Source organism: Aliiroseovarius sp. B-4, from assembly GCF_056857795.1.
Genome location: NZ_JBSXNV010000039.1, coordinates 150,906 through 171,128, shown reverse-complemented (window position 1 = coordinate 171,128; position 20,223 = coordinate 150,906). Strand labels below are relative to the sequence as shown.

Genomic DNA, 20,223 nt, shown 5'->3' with positions numbered 1-20,223 from the left:
GTCAGAACCTGCCAAACTGGCTTGAAAAAGGATGGCGTGGAAGTTGATCGCTCCCGCCACGACAACAGAAGATCAACAGAGGAGAAGATAATGAAACACACAGCGAAAAGACTGACGTCCTTTCTGGCTGGCGTCGCCTTCGCAACGGCTGCGGTCGCAGAGACAGAACTGACGGTCTATACTGCCGTAGAAGCCGAAGATCTGGCCCGCTACGCCGAGACGTTCAACCAGAGCAACCCCGACATCAAGATCAACTGGGTGCGCGATTCCACCGGGATCATCACCGCAAAACTGTTAGCCGAGCGTGACAACCCGCAAGCAGACGTGATCTGGGGTCTGGCAGCCACGTCATTGTTGCTGCTGAAATCCGAAGGGATGCTTGAGCCTTATGCCCCGGCCGGTGTTGAAAACCTTGATCCGAAATTCGTGGATGGCGACAACCCGCCCGCCTGGGTTGGCATGGACGCCTGGGTCGCCTCGGTCTGCTATAACACCGTCGAGGCCGAAAAGCTTGGACTGAAACCACCGACATCGTGGAAGGATCTGACCGATCCCATGTATGCGGGTCATGTGATCATGCCGAACCCAAATTCGTCCGGCACAGGTTTCCTGGACGTGTCCAGCTGGCTGCAAATGTTTGGTGAAGAAGGCGGCTGGGAGTATATGGACGCGCTGCATGAAAACATCGCGCGCTATACCCATTCCGGCTCCAAACCTTGCAAGCTGGCCGCGTCGGGTGAAATTCCGATCGGCATCTCGTTTGCCTTCCGTGGTGCCAAGTCGAAAGCCGACGGTGCGCCGCTGGAAATCATCGTGCCGTCCGAAGGGGTCGGTTGGGACATGGAGGCCACGGCAATCGTTGCGGGCACGGCCAATCTTGAAGCCGCGCAGGCGCTGGTTGATTTCACCGTCACCAAGGAAGCCAACGAGATGTACAATACCGGCTATGCGGTTGTTGCCTATCCCGGCATCGCCAAGCCGGTTGAGCACTTCCCCGAGGGTCTGCTGGACGCAATGATCGACAATGATTTTGAGTTTGCAGCCAACAATCGGGCGGCCATTCTTGAAGAATGGCAGAGCCGCTATGACGGCAAGTCCGAACCCAAGTCATAAGCTAAGTGAGCGGGGGACAGCTGATGCTCCCCGCTTTCACCCAAGCCCCTTCCAGACCTGACACACGCGCCCGGTCGCGACCGGACAGATTTGGCCGTAAGCCAACGGAATATGTAAGGACAAGCCTGTGATACAAGACACTGCTATAGGCCAGAAAACCTATCTCAGCATCGATAAGCTGTGGAAAGCTTTCGGCACGTTTCTCGCGCTGAAAGATGTCTCTCTGGACGTTAAAGAGGGTGAGTTCGTGTGCTTCCTTGGCCCGTCAGGCTGTGGCAAGACGACCTTGCTCCGGGCTATCGCAGGGCTTGATCTGCAAACCAAGGGAACCGTCATGCAGGACGGCAAGGATGTGTCGAACCTGCCGCCGTCCGAGCGGGATTTTGGTATCGTCTTCCAATCCTATGCCTTGTTTCCCAACCTGACGATCAAAAAGAATATCGCCTTTGGGCTGGAAAACACCGGCCGCAGCAAATCCGAGATTGCCGTCAGGGTCAGCGAGTTGCTGGAACTGGTCGGGCTGCCCGAGCAGGGCACCAAATATCCGGCGCAACTGTCCGGCGGGCAACAACAACGGATTGCGCTGGCCCGAGCGATTGCCACCAACCCCGGCCTGCTGTTGCTGGATGAACCGCTTTCCGCGCTGGATGCCAAAGTGCGCGTTCACCTGCGTCACGAGATCAAAGAGCTTCAGCGCAAGCTGGGTGTGACCACAGTGATGGTGACGCATGATCAGGAAGAAGCCTTGGCGATGGCCGACCGGATCGTGGTGATGAACCATGGTGTGATCGAACAGGTCGGTTCGCCCACTGAAATTTATCGCGAACCTGCAAACCTGTTCGTTGCTGATTTCATCGGCGAGATGAACCAGGTTGAATCAATGGTTGCCAAGGGTGGCCGGCTCAGCGTGGGTGAAAAGACTTTCGCCTGCCATGAACACAGCTTCAAAGATGGCACCGTCGTTGTGGCGGCCATTCGTCCCGAAGATATCATCCCTCACGAAGACGGCTATAGCGCAGAAGATCCGAACCGCAACTGCATCGACGTGTTGCTGCATGAAATGGAGTTTCTGGGATCGTTCTGGCGCTGCCGCTTGCGCAACGACCGCTTCGGCCAGTCCGAACTGATCGCTGATTTCTCGATCAATGCGGTACGCCGGCTTGGGTTGGGAGAAGGTCGCAAGATGGTCATCGAATTGCCCACCGATCGCTTGATGGCTTTCGACCGCCCGGAGGCAAGTTGATGGCCGGCGCGACCGATCTTTCACAACTGCCCGGTGGCCCGACCATCAAAGGCAAGCTGAGCCGTGATGACATCATGATGCGCGGCGGAATGCTGGTTATTGCCCTGTATCTGGTCATTACCTTGGCGTTTCCGCTTTATGCCATGCTGTCAAAATCGTTTTCGACCTATCGTTTTGAGCTGTCCCAGTATGAATTCCAGGTCAGCGACGAGGATGGCGTGTTTGATGGCACCGTCTTGAACGGCGCGGAGTTGAACGCGCAAACCGGGGCGATTGATGAGTTTGATCTAAGCGCCGGATCGGATGGGCGCATTGGTGTGACGGGCTTTTTTCCGGATTTCAGTTTCCGCAGTCCGGTCATGTATCAAATCCGAAACACCAGCCAGGCCGGTCGGTTTCTGGTCGGATCGACGCTTCAGGATGGCACCGATTGGGTGACACTGGACAGCAACACCTTCCGCCGGGTGCAGTTGCGACCTGTGAAAGCAACCGGGTTTGACAACTTCATCAATTATTTCTCGACGCCTGCGCTGTTCAACTCGATCAAAAACTCGCTTTGGATCGCAGTGGTCAGCACAATTGTGACCGTGACGCTGGCCTTCTGGTTTGCCTATGCGCTGAACCGCAGCTGCATGCGTTACAAAGGCGTGTTCCGCTTGATCGCCATGGCACCAATCCTCGTGCCATCGCTGTTGCCGGGGATCGCGCTGGTCTATCTGTTCGGCAATCAGGGCATGATGAAAGAGCTGTTGTTCGGGGCCAGCATCTATGGCCCGATCGGGATCGTCATCGGGTCGATATTCTTTACGTTCCCACACGCCTTCATGATTATCTCGACCGCGTTGGCGATCTCGGATGCGCGTCTTTACGAAGCGGCGGCCAGTTTGCGGGCAACCCGTTGGCGCACCTTCTGGACTGTCACCATTCCCGGTGCACGCTATGGCCTGATCTCGGCGGCGTTCGTGGTGTTCAACCTCGTGATCACCGATTTCGGCCTGCCAAAGGTGATCGGTGGTCAGTTCAACGTGTTGGCGGTGGATATCTACAAACAGGTTATCGGCCAGCAGAACTTTGAAATGGGCGCGGTGGTGTCGGTCGTGTTGGTCATCCCCGCGATCTTCGCCTTTGCCATCGACCGGTTGGTGCAGTCAAAGCAGGTGGCGCTTTTGTCGGCGCGCTCGGTTCCCTATCAGCCGCAGCCCGACAAGCGTACTGACACGATCTCGTTCATCTATTGCGCCATTGTCGGCCTGTTCATCATCGGCATTCTGGCGGTCTGTCAATTCGCGGCCCTGATCAAGTTCTGGCCCTATGACCTGAGCTTGAGCCTGAACAATTATCAATTCGACCGGATGGATGGCGGCGGTTGGGGGTCTTATTACAACTCGATCAAGCTGGGCCTGCTGACGGCAGTGTTCGGAACGGCCATCGTGTTCTTCGGCGCATATCTGGTCGAGAAGACCAATGGCTTCAGAACCGGTCGCGCACTCTTTCAGATGTTCGCCATGTTGCCCATGGCCATTCCGGGCATGGTGCTGGGCCTGGCGTATATCTTCTTTTTCAACAACCCGTCCAACCCGCTGAATGCGATCTATGGCACTATGGCGATTCTGGTGATCTGCTCGGTGACGCACTTCTACACCGTTTCACACCTGACGGCCGTCACCGCATTGAAACAGATGGATCGCGAGTTTGAGTCCGTGTCGGCATCTCTGAAGCAACCGACCATGAAACTGTTCAGCCGGGTCACGGTGCCGGTATGCCTGCCGTCGATCCTGGATATCTCGATCTATCTGTTCGTCAATGCGATGACGACGGTGTCGGCGGTGGTGTTCCTGTATTCGCCCAAGACATCGCTGGCGTCGATTGCAGTGTTGAACATGGACGATGCGGGTGACATTGCCCCGGCGGCGGCGATGGGGATGATGATCTTCTACACCAACGCACTGGCACGGATCATTCACCTGATTGTATCCAAGGGTGTCCTGACGCGCACGCAGGCATGGCGGACACGTTGATTGCCAACTGGTGAAGCCCGCGAAGCGCTGGCCTAATCGCCGGCGCTTTTTTCGTCCTGAGCCTTGCGTGCGAACTCCATGAAGGCGCGGATCACTTTGACATCGCTCCGTTGTGCCAAATGCACCAATGTCTCGCTCATCTCGATATCGGCATCGACAAGCGTGATCTGGGTCAGCCGGTCATCGTGCCCGTACTCGGCTTGCGACACAAACCCGATTCCCGCGCCCGAAGCGACAACCTCGCGCACAGCCTCGCGCCCTTCGGCAACGATGGCAGGGGTCAGGGTCACGCCTTTCTGCTTCGCCCGCTCCTCCAGCTTCTGTCGTGTCTTGGACCCCTGTTCGCGAAAAATCAGCGGAAGATCCGCCAGGTCTTGCAGGCTGAGCGCTGGGCGCGCAGCCAACAACGATCCGCACGCAGCAAAGGCTGTGATCTTGGTTGTTCCAAGGTTCAGCGCCGTCATGTCGGCACCGGGAGTCAGGCTTCCGACGATGCCGATTTCGGCGTTGTAGGCGCGCAGGTCTTCCAGAATTTCCTCGGTGTTCCCGGTGCGCAATGTGACCGAGATATTGGGATAGCGGGTGCGGAAATCACCCAGGAAGTGGGTGATATGGTGGGCGCTGTCGGCGATGATGCGCAACTCTCCGTCAATCGCGGCACTGGTCGAGGACATGTAATCCTCGATCTTCTGCTCGATCTCGAAATATTGCTTGGTGAACAGGAAAAGCTGTGCACCTTCTTCGGTCAACCGAACGCGTTTGCGTTCGCGGTGAAACAACAGGGTGTCGTGTTCCTGCTCCAGTTTTTTTACCTGCTCCGAGATTGCGGGCTGGGTCAGGAAAAGCGCCTCGGCGGCGCGCGAGAATCCACCCAACAGGGCGACGTGGTGAAAGGCTTTCAACTGGCTGTGGCGCATCATCTTTCCGCTTATTTCTGGTATAGGCACAACTTATGCTTTGATCGTTAATTGCAATTTCACATATGGATGAAACTGCTGCAATGCTGTTCTTGCGTTCCCCCCTTTCGGAGACAGATCATGACCGCCGCAAACCTCAAAATCGAACCGCCGCGTTTGGGCGAGCCGTATCTTCTGACCCCCGGTCCCTTGACCACGTCTTACGCAGTGAAAGAAGCGATGCTGCGCGACTGGGGCAGCTGGGATGATGACTTCCGCGCCATGACGCGGGACATGCGCGCGCGCCTTCTGGCATTGCTTGGCGACGGGTCCGATGACTTCGATTGTGTGCCCATGCAGGGCAGCGGCTCGTTCTCGGTCGAAGCGATGCTGGCGTCCTTCATTCCGCGTGATGGCAAGGCGTTGGTGTTGGCCAACGGCGCCTATGGGATGCGCTCGGCGCAGACGCTGGAGTATCTTGGCCGCGAACATGTTGTGCTGAATAAGGGCGATTACCTGCCGCCGCGTGGCGACGAGGTCGCGCAGATATTGGCCAACGACCCGGCGATCACCCATGTCGTCGCGATCCATTGCGAAACAAGCTCTGGCATTTTGAACCCGGTCGAGGAAATCTCGGAAGCAACATATGCTGCCGGACGGAAGCTCCTGATCGACTCGATGTCAGCCTTTGGCGCGATCGAGTTGAGGGTCGCAGACATTCGCTACGAAGCGATGGTATCTTCGGCAAACAAGTGCATCGAAGGTGTGCCGGGTTTCGGCTTCATCATCGCGCGTAAGTCAGAACTGGAAACCGCCAAGGGCAACAGTCATTCGCTGAGCCTGGATGTCCACGCGCAATGGGCGCATATGAACAAGACCGGACAATGGCGGTTCACCCCGCCCACCCATGTGGTCGCCGCCTTCCTTGAGGCGTTGCGCGGGCACGAAGCCGAAGGCGGTGTTGCCGGTCGTGGCGGGCGCTATACGCGCAATCGCGATGTTTTGGTCGATGGGATGCGCGCGCTTGGGTTTGAAACCCTACTGAAAGATCGCTGGTTGTCGCCGATCATCGTGACATTCTTCTGTCCGGCGGATGAAAACTTCGTCTTTGACCGCTTCTATGAGCTTATGAAAGGCAAAGGGTTCATCATCTACCCGGGCAAATTGACCGTCGTGGACAGTTTCCGCATCGGCTGCATTGGTCAGATGGATGAGAATGTGATGCGGCAGGTTGTGACCGCCGCCAAGGAAACACTGAACGAGATGGGCGTCGAAAGCGCCGCCCCACCTGCCATCGCACTTGAAGAACGCGCCAAACTGGCTGCCTGATAAATACGAAGGAATACTCTATGACCATTCAATCCCCCGTCGTCGTGAACGGGCGCGCTTACCCTGCTCCGAAAACCTGTGCGATTGCGATCTGCCTTGATGGGTGCGAGCCGGAGTATCTGGACAAGGCGATTGCCGACGGGTTGATGCCGACCTTGAAGCGGATGCGGGAAACCGGCACCGACCGGCTGGCGCATTCGGTGGTCCCGTCGTTTACCAACCCTAACAACCTGTCTATTGCCACGGGCCGCCCGCCGGTCGTGCACGGGATCTGCGGCAATTACCTGTATGAACCGGAGACCGGGGAGGAGGTGATGATGAACGACGTGCGTTTTCTGCGCGCGCCGACGATCTTTTCACAGTTTTACGAGGCGGGAGCGCGTGTCGCAGTAGTAACGGCCAAAGACAAGTTGCGTGCCCTTCTGGGGGCGGGGTTGAAGTTTGATGAGGACCGCGCCAAGTGCTTCTCGGCCGAGAAATCCGACACATCGACCCAAGCAGAGCACGGTCAGGATGCGGCCAGCAAATGGCTGGGCATGGCCCAACCCGAGGTATACTCCGCTGAACTTTCCGAGTTTGTTTTTGCCGCCGGCGTCAAGCTGCTGCGCGAATGGAAACCGGACGTGATGTATCTGACCACCACCGATTACGTGCAGCACAAATACGCCCCCGATCAGGCCCAGGCGAAAGCGTTTTACGAGATGTTCGACAAGTATCTGACCGAGCTGGATGCCATGGGGGCCGCCATCGTTGTGACCGCAGATCACGGAATGAAGCCCAAGCATCACGCTGATGGCTCGCCCTCGGTCGTTTATGTGCAAGACTTGCTTGACCAATGGCTGGGCGAAGCTGCTGCGCGCCTGATCCTGCCGATCACCGACCCTTATGTTGTGCACCATGGCGCGCTTGGTTCGTTTGCGACGGCCTATCTGCCCGACAGTGCCGATCAGGATGACATCATGGCCAAGCTGCGCGCCACGGATGGGATTACGGATGTGCTGACCAACACCGAGGCGGTTGCCCGCTTTGAATTGCCTGCGGATCGGATTGGTGACATCGTTCTGGTGTCGGGCGAAAACATCTGCATCGGAACATCAGAACATCGTCACGATCTGGCCGCGCTGAACGAACCTTTGCGCAGCCACGGTGGACTGACCGAACAAGAGGTGCCGTTCGTCTGCAACCGCGTTCTGCCCCTGCCGGAGCGCCCGGTGCTGCGGAACTTCGACGCGTTCTTCTATGCCACTCAGGCAGCGGCGCTTTGATATGAAGGATAACGTGATGAGCAAAGACGACATCCGCCACGAAGGTATGCGCATCGGCGGCGAGATCGTGTTCACTGACGATGTCGTTCCGGTGAAGTATCCCTATACTGATGAGGTCATCGGCACAGTGCCCGCCGGTCAGGCTGAACACGCCCGTCGCGCATTTGACATTGCGGCGAACTACAAGTCGAAGCTGTCCCGCTATGAACGGTCGCAAATCCTGCAACGTGCTGGTGAGCTGATCGGTGAGCGGCGCGAGTTTCTGGCCAAGTGGCTGGTGCTGGAGTTGGGCATTTGCCACCAGCACGCCATTTACGAAACCAAGCGCGCGCAGGATGTCTATCAGTTCGCTGCCGCGCAGGCATTGAATGACGATGGCGAGATTTTCTCGTGTGACCTGACCCACAACGGGAAAGAGCGCAAGATTTTCACCAAGCGCGAACCGGTGCGGGCGATCAGCGCGATCACGCCGTTCAACCATCCGCTGAACATGGTCAGCCACAAGATTGCGCCGTCGATTGCGACCAACAATTGTATGGTTTGCAAGCCAACCGAGCTGACGCCGCTGACCGCGATTGCGCTGGCAGATATCCTTTACGAAGCGGGCCTGCCGCCCGAGATGTTCCAGGTTGTCACCGGCTGGCCGCAGGATATCGGGGAGGAGATGATCGTCAACGAAAACATCGACATCATCACCTTCACCGGCGGCGTGCCCGTGGGCAAGATGATCGCTGAAAAGGCGTCCTATAAGCGGCAGGCGCTGGAGCTTGGCGGCAACGATCCTCTGATCGTTTGCAACGATCTGACCGATGCCGATCTGGACAAGGCCGCGACCATTGCGGTGGCGGGGGCCACGGGCAATTCCGGCCAGCGCTGCACCGCGATCAAACGTATTCTGGTGCAGGAAAGCGTGGCTGACAAGTTCGTGCCGCTGGTGCTTGAGAAGGCCAAGAAGATCAAGTTTGGCGATCCGCAAGACCCCGACACGGAACTGGGTTGCGTGATCCATGCGCAGGCGGCAGAACTGTTCGAAAAACGCGTCTTCATGGCCGAAAAGGATGGTGCCGAAATCCTGTATCACCCCGGTCGCGACGGCGCGCTTCTGCCGCCCATTGTGGTCGACCACGTGCCCCATGACAGTGAATTGGTGATGGAGGAAACTTTCGGCCCGATCATACCAATCGTCCGTGTGCCCGATGATGATGACGAGGTTATGCGGATCTCGAACTCGACCCAGTTCGGCCTGTCTTCGGGGGTCTGCACAAATGATCTGAACCGCGCGATCGCCTTTATCAACGGTCTGGATGTGGGGACCTGCAACATCTGGGAACAGCCCGGCTACCGGATCGAAACATCGCCGTTTGGCGGCATCAAGGATTCAGGCAATGCCGTCAAGGAAGGCGTCACCGAAGCGATGAAGTTCTTTACCAACGTCAAAACCTATTCGCTGCCCTGGCCGAACTAGGGTGGTGCGCGACCATTTCCCCTCCCTGTCTGTGAGGCCCGGTGTCCGGGTCTCACCTTTTCTTCTTGAGGTGCCATGACAACCAAGATCGTTCACACCGAAGGCGAATCCAACACGTCGGACGCACGGCGGGTTTGGTTGAAGAAATCCATCGGGCCCAAATCCGGTCCGTTGTTGAAACGCGACGCCGATGCGTTCATGCACCAAAGCCTGTCCAGCCCCTGTGTCAGCACCATTGCAAAGGCCGACGGAATCTGGATCGAGGATATGGACGGGCGCCGCTTCATGGATTTTCATGGAAATTCCGTGCACCATATCGGTTATGGCCACCCCAAACTGATTGCCGCGATCAAGGCGCAGTTGGACGATCTGCCGTTCGCACCACGGCGGTTCACCAATGACCCGGCAGTTCAACTGGCCGAGAAACTGGCCGCGATTGCGCCCGGCGATCTTGGCAAGGTGCTGTTCACCACTGGCGGGTCGGACGCCAATGAGGTGGCGTTGAAGATCGCGCGTGCCGCGACGGGGCGGTTCAAGACAATCTCGTTCTGGGATGCGTTTCACGGCGCGGGGATGGGCGCGGCCAGCGTGGGGGGCGAGGCGACGTTCCGCAGCCACATCGCCGGGCCGCTTCTGTCGGGCACCGAACATGTCGCGCCGTTTGCCTGCTATCGCTGCCCGTATAATCACGAAAGCCCCGACACCTGCGGATTGGCCTGTGCCAGGATGGTCGAATATGTGCTGGAGCGCGAAGGCGACGTGGCCGCGGTGATCGCGGAACCCATGCGTGCGGTGCCGTATGTTCCGCCCCCCGGTTTCTGGAAGACCGTGCGAGAGGCGTGCAGCCGACACGGCGCACTTTTGATCATGGACGAAATTCCGACCGGGCTGGGCAAGACCGGCAAGATGTTCGCGTTCGAACATGACGAGATCATCCCCGACATCGTCACCATGGGCAAAGCGCTGGGCGGCGGCATCCTTCCGATCGCGGCCTGCGTGGCGCGACAGGAACTGGATGTCTGCGGTGACTTCGCCATCGGGCATTACACGCACGAAAAAAACCCGGTCACATCCCGCGCCGCCCTGACCACGATCGAGATCATCGAGGAAGAAGGACTGGTCGCCCGGTCCGCCGATCTTGGCACCTACGCGATGCATGTGCTTCAGGATCGTCTTCAAGATGTCCCGATTGTCGGCGACATTCGTGGTCGCGGTCTGATGTTCGGTGTCGAAATCGTCGAAGACCGCGCCCTGAAAACCCCTGGCAATGCGAAGGCAGAGCGGATTTATTACGCCTGTCTCGAAGCGGGTCTGAGCTTCAAGATCAGCCAGGGCTGTGTGTTGACCCTGTCGCCCCCGCTGACCATCGCGCGCGATGATCTGGACCGCGCGCTTGAGATTGTGGTGACGGCGATCAAAGACGCGGCATGACTGCTCAAGTCGCCTTGATTGTTTTGTCGGCTGCTTTCCTGCACGCGCTGTGGAATGCCCTGGTTAAAGGGGCAGGGGACAGGGTGATCATGCTGGGCATGATGGCCTTGGGGCATGTGGCCTTTGCCCTGACCTTCATCGGGTTCGTGCCCATCCCGGATCCGTCAGCATGGCCCTTTATGATCGCGTCCGTCGCGATTCACTGGCTTTATTTCTATTTCCTGAGCGTCGCCTATCGTCTGGGTGATCTGAGCTTCATTTATCCCGTGGCGCGCGGCTTCGCCCCGGTTCTTGTCGCGTTAGGCGCGCAGTTTTGGGTGGGCGAAACGCTGCCTTTGCAGGCGTGGATCGGCATTTTCAGCGTCTCGGCAGGGATCATGTTTCTTGCCCAAGGCGCATTCAGCGCGACGATTTCCAGAAACGCACTTTTCGCGGCCTTGGCGGTTGGAGGCACCGTGGTAGCCTATACGTTGGTCGATGGGTTCGGCGTGCGAACTTCCGGCAGCGCGCTTGGCTATATTGGCTGGCTGTTCCTGTCGAAAATCCTGATCGTTCTGTTTCTGTTTCCCTCCCGCTTGGACCGGTTGCGCGCGCAACCGCCCAGAATGCTTTTGATCGGGTTCATGGGGGGTGTGGTGTCTGGCACCGCCTATGCGCTGGTGCTCTATGCCAAGACAATCGCGCCGCTGGGCATCGTGTCCGCGCTGCGCGAAACTTCGGTGATCTTCGCCGCCCTGATCGGCGTTCTTTGGTTTGGCGAAGGGCCGCGGGCACGGCGTCTTATGTCGGCAGCGGCTGTCGGGGCCGGGATCATCTTCATCGGTTTGGTGCGGTAGCCCGCACCCTAATCGGCAAAAACCACGCCCTTGGTTTGCGCGCGCAGGCGTGGGTCGCGGGATTTGATCAGCACGTCGCGGCCTTCCAGCACCTCGAAACACCGTTCCAGCGTTTCATCCTCCAACCGCTGCATTGCGTCCTCGGTATAGAAGGTCAGATGTGGCGACAAGATCACGTTGGGGTGGTCAAACAGCACGCTCATCGGATGGCCCGTTTTGCTCAGGGGTTCCTGACTGAACACATCCAACCCCGCTCCGGAAATCCAGCCCTCGCGGATCGCCCGAACAAGGGCAGCTTCGTCCACAATCGCACCGCGAGATACATTGATCAGAAAGGCGGAGGGCTTCATCGCCCGCAGCTCCGCCTCGCCAATCATGCCACGGGTGTCATCGTTCAGAACTGCGTGGATCGTGACGAAATCGCTTTGCGTCATCAGGTCAAGCAGGTTGTCAACTTTCGTCACACTCAGCCTCGCCATTTCCGCCGCCGTGGTATGTGGGCTGTAGGCGATCACATTTGCCCGGAACCCCAGCCCCGCCATGCGCGCCATGCTGCACCCGATCTTGCCAAGCCCTACAATCCCGACGGTCTTGCCGGCGATGTCCGACCCAAGCCATGTGGGTTCGGGCCACGCCCATCCTTGAGATGTCATATGGGTGTTAAGCGTGGCCAGTTTCTTGGCCAGCGCGATCAGCAAGGCAAAGGCACCTTCGGCCACCGTCTCTTCCGCATATTCCGGCACGTTCACCACGGCCACGCCCGCGTCGATGGCGGCGGGAATGTCGATAGCGTCAATGCCGACACCATATTTCACGATGCCTTTCAGCCGGGTCGCGTTGCCGATCATCCGTTTCGTGATCGGCGTGTAGCACATCAGAATCAGATCGGCGTCGCGCGTTGCCGCCAACATCACATCCTCAGTAACCCCACCCGGCAACAGCACCAGGTCATGACCGGCCGCAGTCAGGTCTGCGTCCAGTTTCGGCGTCTGAAGCTCGCTGTCCGTCCGCACGATTTTCATGGCGTATTCCTGTTATATTTAACCTGTTGAAAACACTACCTGATACCACGATCATAGGCCAATGCGAACAGACCTGTTTCGTCGGATCAGGCGAGGTGTTGCTTTGTCGGCGCGGTGGACCCAAACTATGGGCGAAAGATGCCTGCGTGAAAGGACATATCATGTCATCCTGGCTTCCATCCCTGATCACGGAAACACCTGAGCAAGGCTATGAGCTGGCTGTCAAACTGTCACGTGTTGCGGTCAAGATGACCCAACCCGACGACGAAGCCCGCAGTCGAATGCGCCCCGAATATGCAGAGGACGCCGAGGCGTTGATCGCGGTCAGTCAGGTTGTCGCAACTCATTTTGCCACGGTCGCTGCGGCCAATGATTACTGGCGGTAAACACGCTCAGGCCGAATCCTTTAGGCGACCAGATGGGCATGCTCCGGCAAGTGTGTCACGGGCAAGGTCGATGGTCCCAGCGACCATGGCTTGCGCAAATGGCGCGTCGACGGGAACCAGAGGTCCATCATAATCCTGAAGGCGGGCGGTTTCATTTACCAAGGGCGGCACGCTGCCTTGCCAGGGCCGGCCCTGACGCAATCCAAACGCTTCAACGGTCTTGCCGGGATGGCGTTCGAACTCGCCGCCGCCGCCTTTGATTACCGTCAATGCCTCCCACCCAAGAAGCTGTGCCGCGTCGGCCTGCAACAGCCGGTATGATGGATGAAACACGCCCTGAACGCTTGCCACGGCGCGACCGGGGTTCAGCATTCTGCACACTGTGTTTACACATGACCGGAGTCCAAAAGCATCCCGCAGATTGAGCAGTGCAAAAAGGCGTGGGTGAATTATCTCGAGTGGCAGATAGGCAATCTGTCCGTGGTCAAGCGCGGATGCCGCGTCGTCCAGAGTGGTGCAGAAGGGGATGGAAAGCACGTCCAGTCCGGCACGGACCCGTGCGTCGGGCTTGTTCCAGCCGTGCAGCAAAACGCGCGTTTCGTTCTGGGCGATGGCCTTCGCAGCGTGAAGGAACCACGGCGCACCACGCGTACGCCCCGCCGCATAGCATGGCCAATCGAGATCGGCTGCCGGTCCCGCAGGCAAAGCATCCTGCGCTGCTTTGGCAAATCCTGCAATCTCGCTTGCGGTTTCGCCTTTCATCCGCATCAGCATCAGGATGGCGCCAACGGCCTCGGGCGGACCTTCACCGGACAGCATCAGCGTCATGGCGCGATAGGCTTCGTCCTGCGTCAGCGATCGCGCACGACCCGGACCACGCCCCAGAATTCGCACATATTCCGCCAAGCTCATTCGGTGGCCTCCCTGATTGATGCGCGGTCAGTACTATTGTCAGCCCCAGCCGACAGATCGTGCTCAGACCAACATTGAAACATGACCAGAGTAAAGCGCCGGGGCCAGACGGATCAAGTGGCGCGCGACACATAGTTTTGTCATTGCCGCATTGCTAAGTCATTGATCTTGAATTGGCCGGGTTTTTACTGGCGCACTAATTTTTCCATTTGCGGCTCAAAGATCTTCCATCACATTGCCGCAACCGGAAAGCTGCCATTGATCATCCGCACAGAGAAAGCGCGCGAGAGAGCCCATCCCTACCGAATTCTGCGATGTTCTGGAACGTCTGTTTTAGTGAAAGTCTCGACTTGGAAACAACCGTTTTGCCTGATCACGTGGATGCATCGCACGAGCCGGATAGCGTGAATTTTTCGGAGTATCATCGGCACGGGAGCCTTCGGTGGTCAGGGCTTCAGGTTGTGGGTGGCCCAGTTCGGTCAGTTTATGTGACAGATCCTGCACCTCCTGCGCGATCAGATGCACGACAATCCCTTCGCGCTGCAGGTAGCCTGTGACGCGCAACAACCGACCGCCCATGACAATGCGGCGAAACTGTTCATAGACCTTAGGCCATACAACTACATTGCTGACTCCGGTTTCATCTTCCAGCGTTAAGAAGATCACGCCAGAGGCTGTGCCGGGGCGTTGCCGGGTGATGACGAGGCCGCAAACGCTATACCGCCCCAAGGCAACATCTTGCAAAGACGCATGTGTGATCAGGCCGGGAAGCGCGGGGCGCAGCAGTTCCATCGGGTGAGCACGCAGAGTCAGGCGGGTGGAAACGTAATCTTCCACCACCTCTTCGCCCAATTGCATGACCGGCAATTCGACCTGTGGTTCATGGATATTTTCCCCGTCAATCGGATTATTGAACAGAGGAAGAGGCGTGGGGCTTTGGATGGCCTTGACCTGCCACAGCGCATTGCGCCGCATGAGCCCCATATCGGAAAACGCATCGGCCTCGGCCAGGCGCCTCAGGACATTGGGGCGCACCCCCGCACGCAGCCACAGCGCCTCGGGGTCGGGGTACCCATTGCCGCGCGCCGCCACGATCCAGCCTGCATCCTCTTCTTTCAGCCCTTTGATCTGGCGAAAGCCAAGCCGTAGCGCCAAGGCCCCATCGGGGCGCCGCTCCAGCGTGTTGTCCCAGTCCGAGTGGTTGACGCAAATGGGCCGTGTCTCGACCCCGTGCTCACGCACATCCCGCACGATCTGGGCAGGCGCATAGAACCCCATCGGCTGAGAGTTGAGCAAAGCGCAGGCAAAGATCGCCGGGTGGTGACATTTCAGCCAGGCCGAGACATAGGCTAGCATGGCAAAGGCTGCCGCATGACTTTCAGGGAAACCATAATCGGCAAAGCCCTCGATCTGGCCGAAGCAGCGTTCGGCCACGTCCGAGCGATAACCATTGTTCAACATACCGGCGATGAATTTCTCCCGGTATTTGCCAATCGTCCCCATGCGCCGGAATGAGGCCAAAGATCTACGCAGATGATCAGCTTCTTCAGCGGAAAATCCGGCCCCGACCATCGCGATTTGCAAAGCCTGTTCCTGAAACAGAGGCACACCGAGGGTGCGTTCGGTAACCTGTCCCAGCGCTGGCCCAAAGGGTTCTGCGCTTTCTTGGCCGTTACGCCGCCGGATATAGGGTTGAACCATATCGCCCTGAATGGGACCGGGACGGACAATGGCGACCTCAATCACGAGATCATAAAATTCACGAGGCCGCATTCTGGGCAGAAAGTTCATCTGCGCCCGGCTTTCCACCTGAAAGACGCCAATCGCATCGGCCCGGCACAGCATGTCATAGGTGGCTTCATCGTTTTGGGGGACCGAGGCAATGCTATGTGTTACGTTGTCGTGCTCTTGCAGCAAGGCAAAGGCTTTGCGAATGCAACTGAGCATGCCCAGCCCCAGCACATCCACCTTGAGGATGCCCAAAGCGTCAATGTCGTCCTTGTCCCAGCAGATCACGGTGCGATCTTCCATCGCGGCGTTTTCAATCGGGGCAAGCTCATCCAGCCGCCCACGAGTGATGACAAAACCTCCCACATGTTGGGACAGGTGGCGGGGAAAGCCGATGATCTCGCCAATCAGACGGATGGTCTGCATCAGGCGGCGATCCTCGGGGTCAAGGCCAAGCTCGCGAATGCGCTTCAGGTCGACACCGCCATTGGTCATACCCCAGATTTGCCCGGACAGTCCTGCGGTCACATCCTGGCTGAGCCCCATGACCTTACCGACCTCACGAATGGCAGCGCGGGTGCGGAAGTGGATCACAGTGGCGCAGAGCCCGGCGCGGTGGCGACCGTATTTGCGATAAATCCACTGGATGACTTCTTCGCGCCGTTCGTGCTCGAAATCCACGTCGATATCTGGCGGCTCACCCCGATGTTTGGACACAAAGCGTTCAAAGACCATTGCAATCATATCGGGGCTGACATCGGTGATGCCCAGAAGATAGCAAAGAATGGAATTGGCCGCAGAGCCGCGCCCCTGGCACAGGATGCCCTCTGATCTGGCGAATTGAACAATGTCATGCACGGTCAGGAAATAGGCAGGGAAGTTCAGCTCTTTCACAACGGCCAGTTCCTTTGCCATCAACTCAAGCGCCCTGTCCGGCGGGCCGTCGGGGTAGCGGCGCTTCAACCCCTCCTTGACCAGGCGTTCCAGCCGGGCCTGCGGGGTTTCCTCGCTCGTTTCCTCATGCGGGTATTCATAGGACAGCTCGCTCAGATCAAAACTGCACCTGTCGGCAATTTCCAAGGTTCGGCGCAGCGCCGCCGGATGATTTCGAAAGAGCCGCGCCATGTCCGCTCCGGCCTTCAGGCGGTGTTCGCCATTGGCCAGCGCGCGGGTGCCGATCTGATCAATGGTGATACGCTCGCGCATGCAGGTCAGCACATCGGCAAGCTGGCGACGGTTTGCGCGGTGCATCAGCACATCGCCCACCGCCACCATCGGGGCCGAGGCTTTTTGCGCCGCCTGCGCGCAGGCATTGAAATAGGCTTGATCGCTCCCATCATAACGTGGAGCAGCGCCCAAAAAGACATGGTTGGGGAACTGCTGACGAAGCCTTCGAATATCGGGTATAGCCTCATTCAAACACCCCTGTGGCAAGGCGATCAGGATCATGCCCTTGCAGGCTGTCATCATGTCTTTGGTGTGAAGAATGCATCCGCCCTTTTCCGTACGTCGCTTCCCCAGGGTCAGCAGGCGCGTCAGGCGTTTGTAGGCGGCCCGGTCGCGTGGCAGGGCGATCCATTCGACTGAACTGTTCTGCAAGACAAGCCGAGAGCCCACTATCAACCTAGGCAGCGATGCAGTGTCGGGCTTGGCCAGCGGATCACTCTGCCCAATGATTTGCCGGGATGAATTGTCCACCCGCTGTTGCGAGCGTATCTGCACCGCTTCTTGTCTTTCGAGTTTAAGCTCCTTCAGAGCCGACCAGGCCCGCACCATCCCTGCGAGCGAATTACGATCCGTGATAGCAATGGCCGACAAGCCCAGTTCAGCCGCCCGTACCACCAGTTCCTCGGGGTGGGAAGCCCCGGTCAGAAAGGTGAAATTCGTGGTGACACAAAGCTCGGCATAGTCCTGCCCCTGCATCCGGGCAGCCAGCATGTCGTGCCGGAACGGCTCGATCGGGTGGTGAGTGCGGTTAACCTCGATCATGCAAACTCTCCCTGCACGAACCAGCCCGGGTTTTGCGGTGTGTGAAAAAGCCAAAGCCGCCGCCCCTCACGCGTTTCCACGCGCCAGTAGTCACGCAGGCCCGAGCGCCAGTTGTCATCCTCCAGCCACCATTCCGGGGCAATGCGTTCCGGGCCGGTCACCCGACCTGTGGTCAGAGCCATTCGCCGCCAGCGAAATTGCGCGGGCGGGCGTGCACCCGCTCCGGAAATCGGCTCTGATGGAAACAGGAGGATCGGGCGTGTGTTAGAAAGGTTCCAACCACTGGCAGGCTCTGAATAGGCCGCTGGCGCAATGATGAAACTCCGCTCCGGGATGTGGCTGTCAGCGGGAAGGAACCGCTGGATGTTCTCCAATCCGATCCGTGTGCCGATCCGGGAAATCAGGTCATCCAGCTTGCCTTTTCCACCATCCGAGGCATGGCTGATCTGTTGTACTGGCAGGGGGTCGATCAGCGTGGCTTCAAGCCTCAGCTGGTCAATACCAAATCCCGCATCAATTTCTGCCAACCCTCGTTCAAAGAGCGGCAGAATACGCTGTGGGTCGCGCAAGGGCCGGACCAGGCGCAGCTCAACCTGCTGATGACCCTGATCAACCCGGCGCAAAGAGAGGCACAGTTTGCGCGCGCCGACCTCATGTGTTTTCAACTTCGTGCAAAGCTGAGCCAAAAGCCGTTCGGCACCTGCCATCACGTCTGACAACAGACCAATCGGTTCGGGCAATGTCATCCGCACGGCGTAATGCGGCGGTGTTGTCTGCGGCGATATCTCTTCGGGCTGTGCGCCCAGGGCCTGATCCAGCCGCAACAGCAGGCCAGGTCCAAACCGGCGGGTCAGCGGCGCGCGCGCGGCCCCGACCAGATCGCCAATGCTGCGCAGCCCCAGGCGTTGCAACGTGATCGACATGCTGTCTTCAATCCGCAAGGCCGCCACTGGTAAGGCTCTTAGGGCGGGCAGCGTATCCCTGCTTGAGGCAATTCCCTCGCCATGATGCGCTAGGGCCCAAGCCGCCCCGCGCGTATTAGCACAGCCGATTTGCACCGATAATCCCGCTCGCATCAGGCGTGTGCGCATATCGGCCAGCATGGGGGCTTCTCCTCCAAACAGATGCGCCGAGCCGGTGATGTCCAGAACCAACCCATCCTTCCCCTCCAACCCCACCCACGGGCAATAGCGCAGCGCCCAGCGGCACAAGATGCGTAGAAATTGTTGATCTTTTTCGATCTCCGCCTCTCGACTTTGCAGGCTTGGAAAAAAAGCGCGCGCATCCGCATAGGGCATGCCCTGATGCAAGCCTTGTTTCTCTGCGGCAGCATTCAGGCAGTAGATCCGGTTGGAATTTTGCTGTTTCAACGTCAGGGCAAAGGGCCCTTCGATCGGGCACTGGCGTAAAACCCGGTCACTCGCGAGCCGGGGAAACCACAGTGATACGACGCGACGCTGTATCCCATCGAACATGCCAGACACCCATTGTTCCTGTTTTGTTCTTAATAAGCTCCCACTTCTGGAGTGTCGAGTCTTCAGGGTCGAAAACGGGGGTGCAGCGCCAACGCGTTTCCGCCGCATGACTTCCCATGCCTTCGGGAATAATGGCTAGCCCTGTGGACATTCCATCTCGCGTTGCCAATTGCAGTCGCCGCCCCTCTGTTAATCCCAAGGGCTTATTGAGTTGCACGACGACCAGTGAAACCGCCTCCGACCGCAGCGCCTCTTCAGCAATCGCAAGCGCTTCTGTTTGAGCCCTCGTGTTACAAACCGTCAGTTCTGAGGGTTCCACGAAATCTGCAAACCCGGTTGGGTTGATCTGAGCGCTATCCCAGCTTTCACGAACCCATATCGTATGGCCACCCAATCGTGCCGCGAGCGCAAAGGCAAACACATACGCGCCCGCGCCGCAAACCTCATGTGTGCGGGATCTGGCGGGAGGGAAAAATGGAAGCTCGGCATGTTGCATGGGGAGAATGTAGCGAGAAACACCGGGGGCAAACAATACCGGACCTTGGTACAGCTGTGGCGAAAGCTTACTTTGTCTAAGGTTTGTGGCTGCTGCCATCGCGAGATGCAGCGGCGACAAATCTGACAAGGAGGAAAGCGCGGGCAGGTCTCGGTGCTATGGGGATTGTGCGTTAAGGCTGCATCGGTTGAAGATGGTCCCATCTTTTCGGACAGGTTTGCAGCATTTCTAAGGTGTATCGGGTTTAAGTCTCATGCTGCGTGTCGTTGCTCCAAGCCTGTCCAATATACGTCATCGGGCGTCTGCCGATCAAGCGCGGAATGGGGGCGTTTGGTGTTGTAGAAGGCCATCCAGCCTCTGATGATGCAACGGGCCTTGCAGCCGTCGTCGATTTCTTCGAGATAGATGGCCTCCTGGTTCAGTGACCGCCAAAGGCGTTCGACGAAGATGTTGTCGAGGTATCTGCCACGCCCGTTCATCGAGATGGAACCAGGCAATCTATTCGGGAAATGGTGAGTGCAGAAGGTGTTAGCCCTTTCTATCGTAGTGCGATCCAGCCTTGCGGCGCTTACTTTTCAGGCAGGAATATTGCAAGCGCCAATCCGCAAATCACAAAGTC

16 protein-coding genes are annotated in these 20,223 nt (G+C 58.2%); 9 read left to right on the top strand and 7 right to left on the bottom strand.

All coding sequences use genetic code 11. The features are described from left to right. The first annotated feature begins 90 nt into the window (after positions 1 to 90). From AC13C8_RS11780 to AC13C8_RS11770, 3 genes are all read left to right on the top strand, one after another. The gene (locus AC13C8_RS11780) at positions 91 to 1,113 is read left to right on the top strand and encodes a putative 2-aminoethylphosphonate ABC transporter substrate-binding protein (protein ID WP_482847462.1); all 1,023 of its coding nucleotides are present in this window, start codon (positions 91 to 93) and stop codon (positions 1,111 to 1,113) included. A 127-nt stretch (positions 1,114 to 1,240) separates the two neighbouring features. Further along, positions 1,241 to 2,356, top strand: coding sequence for a putative 2-aminoethylphosphonate ABC transporter ATP-binding protein (locus AC13C8_RS11775; RefSeq protein WP_245744615.1), 1,116 nt, complete (start codon positions 1,241 to 1,243; stop codon positions 2,354 to 2,356). Further along, a complete protein-coding gene (locus AC13C8_RS11770; protein WP_482847460.1) occupies positions 2,356 to 4,374 on the top strand; it encodes a putative 2-aminoethylphosphonate ABC transporter permease subunit in 2,019 nt (672 codons plus the stop codon). The genes AC13C8_RS11775 and AC13C8_RS11770 overlap by 1 nt, the downstream gene beginning before the upstream one ends. Positions 4,375 to 4,406: 32 nt before the next feature. On the opposite strand, the gene AC13C8_RS11765 is transcribed toward AC13C8_RS11770, so the two are convergent. After that, positions 4,407 to 5,294, bottom strand: a complete 888-nt coding sequence (locus AC13C8_RS11765; RefSeq protein ID WP_245744614.1) for a LysR substrate-binding domain-containing protein — start codon at positions 5,292 to 5,294, stop codon at positions 4,407 to 4,409. Between the two features lie 117 nt (positions 5,295 to 5,411). Here AC13C8_RS11765 and AC13C8_RS11760 point away from each other — a divergent pair, with 117 nt between their 5' ends. The 5 genes from AC13C8_RS11760 (at position 5,412) to AC13C8_RS11740 (ending at position 11,596) form a co-directional block, all read left to right on the top strand. Further along, positions 5,412 to 6,599, top strand: coding sequence for a 2-aminoethylphosphonate--pyruvate transaminase (locus AC13C8_RS11760; protein WP_482847458.1), 1,188 nt, complete (start codon positions 5,412 to 5,414; stop codon positions 6,597 to 6,599). Between the two features lie 20 nt (positions 6,600 to 6,619). Next, positions 6,620 to 7,864: a phosphonoacetate hydrolase gene (gene phnA / locus AC13C8_RS11755; RefSeq protein ID WP_482847456.1), complete on the top strand. Its 1,245-nt coding sequence runs from the start codon at positions 6,620 to 6,622 to the stop codon at positions 7,862 to 7,864. 16 nt (positions 7,865 to 7,880) lie between these two features. Beyond that, entirely contained in the window at positions 7,881 to 9,329 is a 1,449-nt protein-coding gene (phnY, locus tag AC13C8_RS11750) for a phosphonoacetaldehyde dehydrogenase (protein WP_482847454.1), read from the top strand. Positions 9,330 to 9,404: 75 nt separating this feature from the next. After that, positions 9,405 to 10,760, top strand: a complete 1,356-nt coding sequence (gene pbfA / locus AC13C8_RS11745; RefSeq protein WP_482847452.1) for a (R)-1-hydroxy-2-aminoethylphosphonate ammonia-lyase — start codon at positions 9,405 to 9,407, stop codon at positions 10,758 to 10,760. Next, complete coding sequence (locus AC13C8_RS11740) at positions 10,757 to 11,596, top strand: DMT family transporter (RefSeq protein WP_091427412.1); 840 nt, start codon at positions 10,757 to 10,759, stop codon at positions 11,594 to 11,596. Before pbfA ends, AC13C8_RS11740 begins: the two co-directional genes overlap by 4 nt. Positions 11,597 to 11,604: 8 nt before the next feature. Here the strand turns inward: AC13C8_RS11740 and AC13C8_RS11735 are convergent, their stop codons facing one another. Then, positions 11,605 to 12,618: a C-terminal binding protein gene (locus AC13C8_RS11735; protein ID WP_482847450.1), complete on the bottom strand. Its 1,014-nt coding sequence runs from the start codon at positions 12,616 to 12,618 to the stop codon at positions 11,605 to 11,607. Between the two features lie 161 nt (positions 12,619 to 12,779). Here AC13C8_RS11735 and AC13C8_RS11730 point away from each other — a divergent pair, with 161 nt between their 5' ends. Beyond that, positions 12,780 to 13,004: a hexameric tyrosine-coordinated heme protein gene (locus AC13C8_RS11730; protein WP_482847448.1), complete on the top strand. Its 225-nt coding sequence runs from the start codon at positions 12,780 to 12,782 to the stop codon at positions 13,002 to 13,004. Positions 13,005 to 13,010: 6 nt separating this feature from the next. Here AC13C8_RS11730 and AC13C8_RS11725 read toward each other — a convergent pair whose 3' ends face one another. From AC13C8_RS11725 to AC13C8_RS11705, 5 genes are all read right to left on the bottom strand, one after another. After that, a complete protein-coding gene (locus tag AC13C8_RS11725; RefSeq protein ID WP_482847447.1) occupies positions 13,011 to 13,916 on the bottom strand; it encodes a glycosyl transferase family protein in 906 nt (301 codons plus the stop codon). A 333-nt stretch (positions 13,917 to 14,249) separates the two neighbouring features. Next, entirely contained in the window at positions 14,250 to 17,633 is a 3,384-nt protein-coding gene (locus AC13C8_RS11720; RefSeq protein WP_482847445.1) for an error-prone DNA polymerase, read from the bottom strand. Then, entirely contained in the window at positions 17,630 to 19,108 is a 1,479-nt protein-coding gene (locus AC13C8_RS11715; protein ID WP_091427403.1) for a Y-family DNA polymerase, read from the bottom strand. The genes AC13C8_RS11720 and AC13C8_RS11715 overlap by 4 nt, the downstream gene beginning before the upstream one ends. After that, positions 19,050 to 19,604, bottom strand: a complete 555-nt coding sequence (locus AC13C8_RS11710; protein WP_091427399.1) for an ImuA family protein — start codon at positions 19,602 to 19,604, stop codon at positions 19,050 to 19,052. Before AC13C8_RS11710 ends, AC13C8_RS11715 begins: the two co-directional genes overlap by 59 nt. A 251-nt stretch (positions 19,605 to 19,855) precedes the next feature. Next, on the bottom strand, positions 19,856 to 20,101 hold the full coding sequence (locus tag AC13C8_RS11705; RefSeq protein ID WP_482847443.1) for an integrase core domain-containing protein: 246 nt from the start codon (positions 20,099 to 20,101) through the stop codon (positions 19,856 to 19,858). Positions 20,102 to 20,223: the final 122 nt, after the last annotated feature.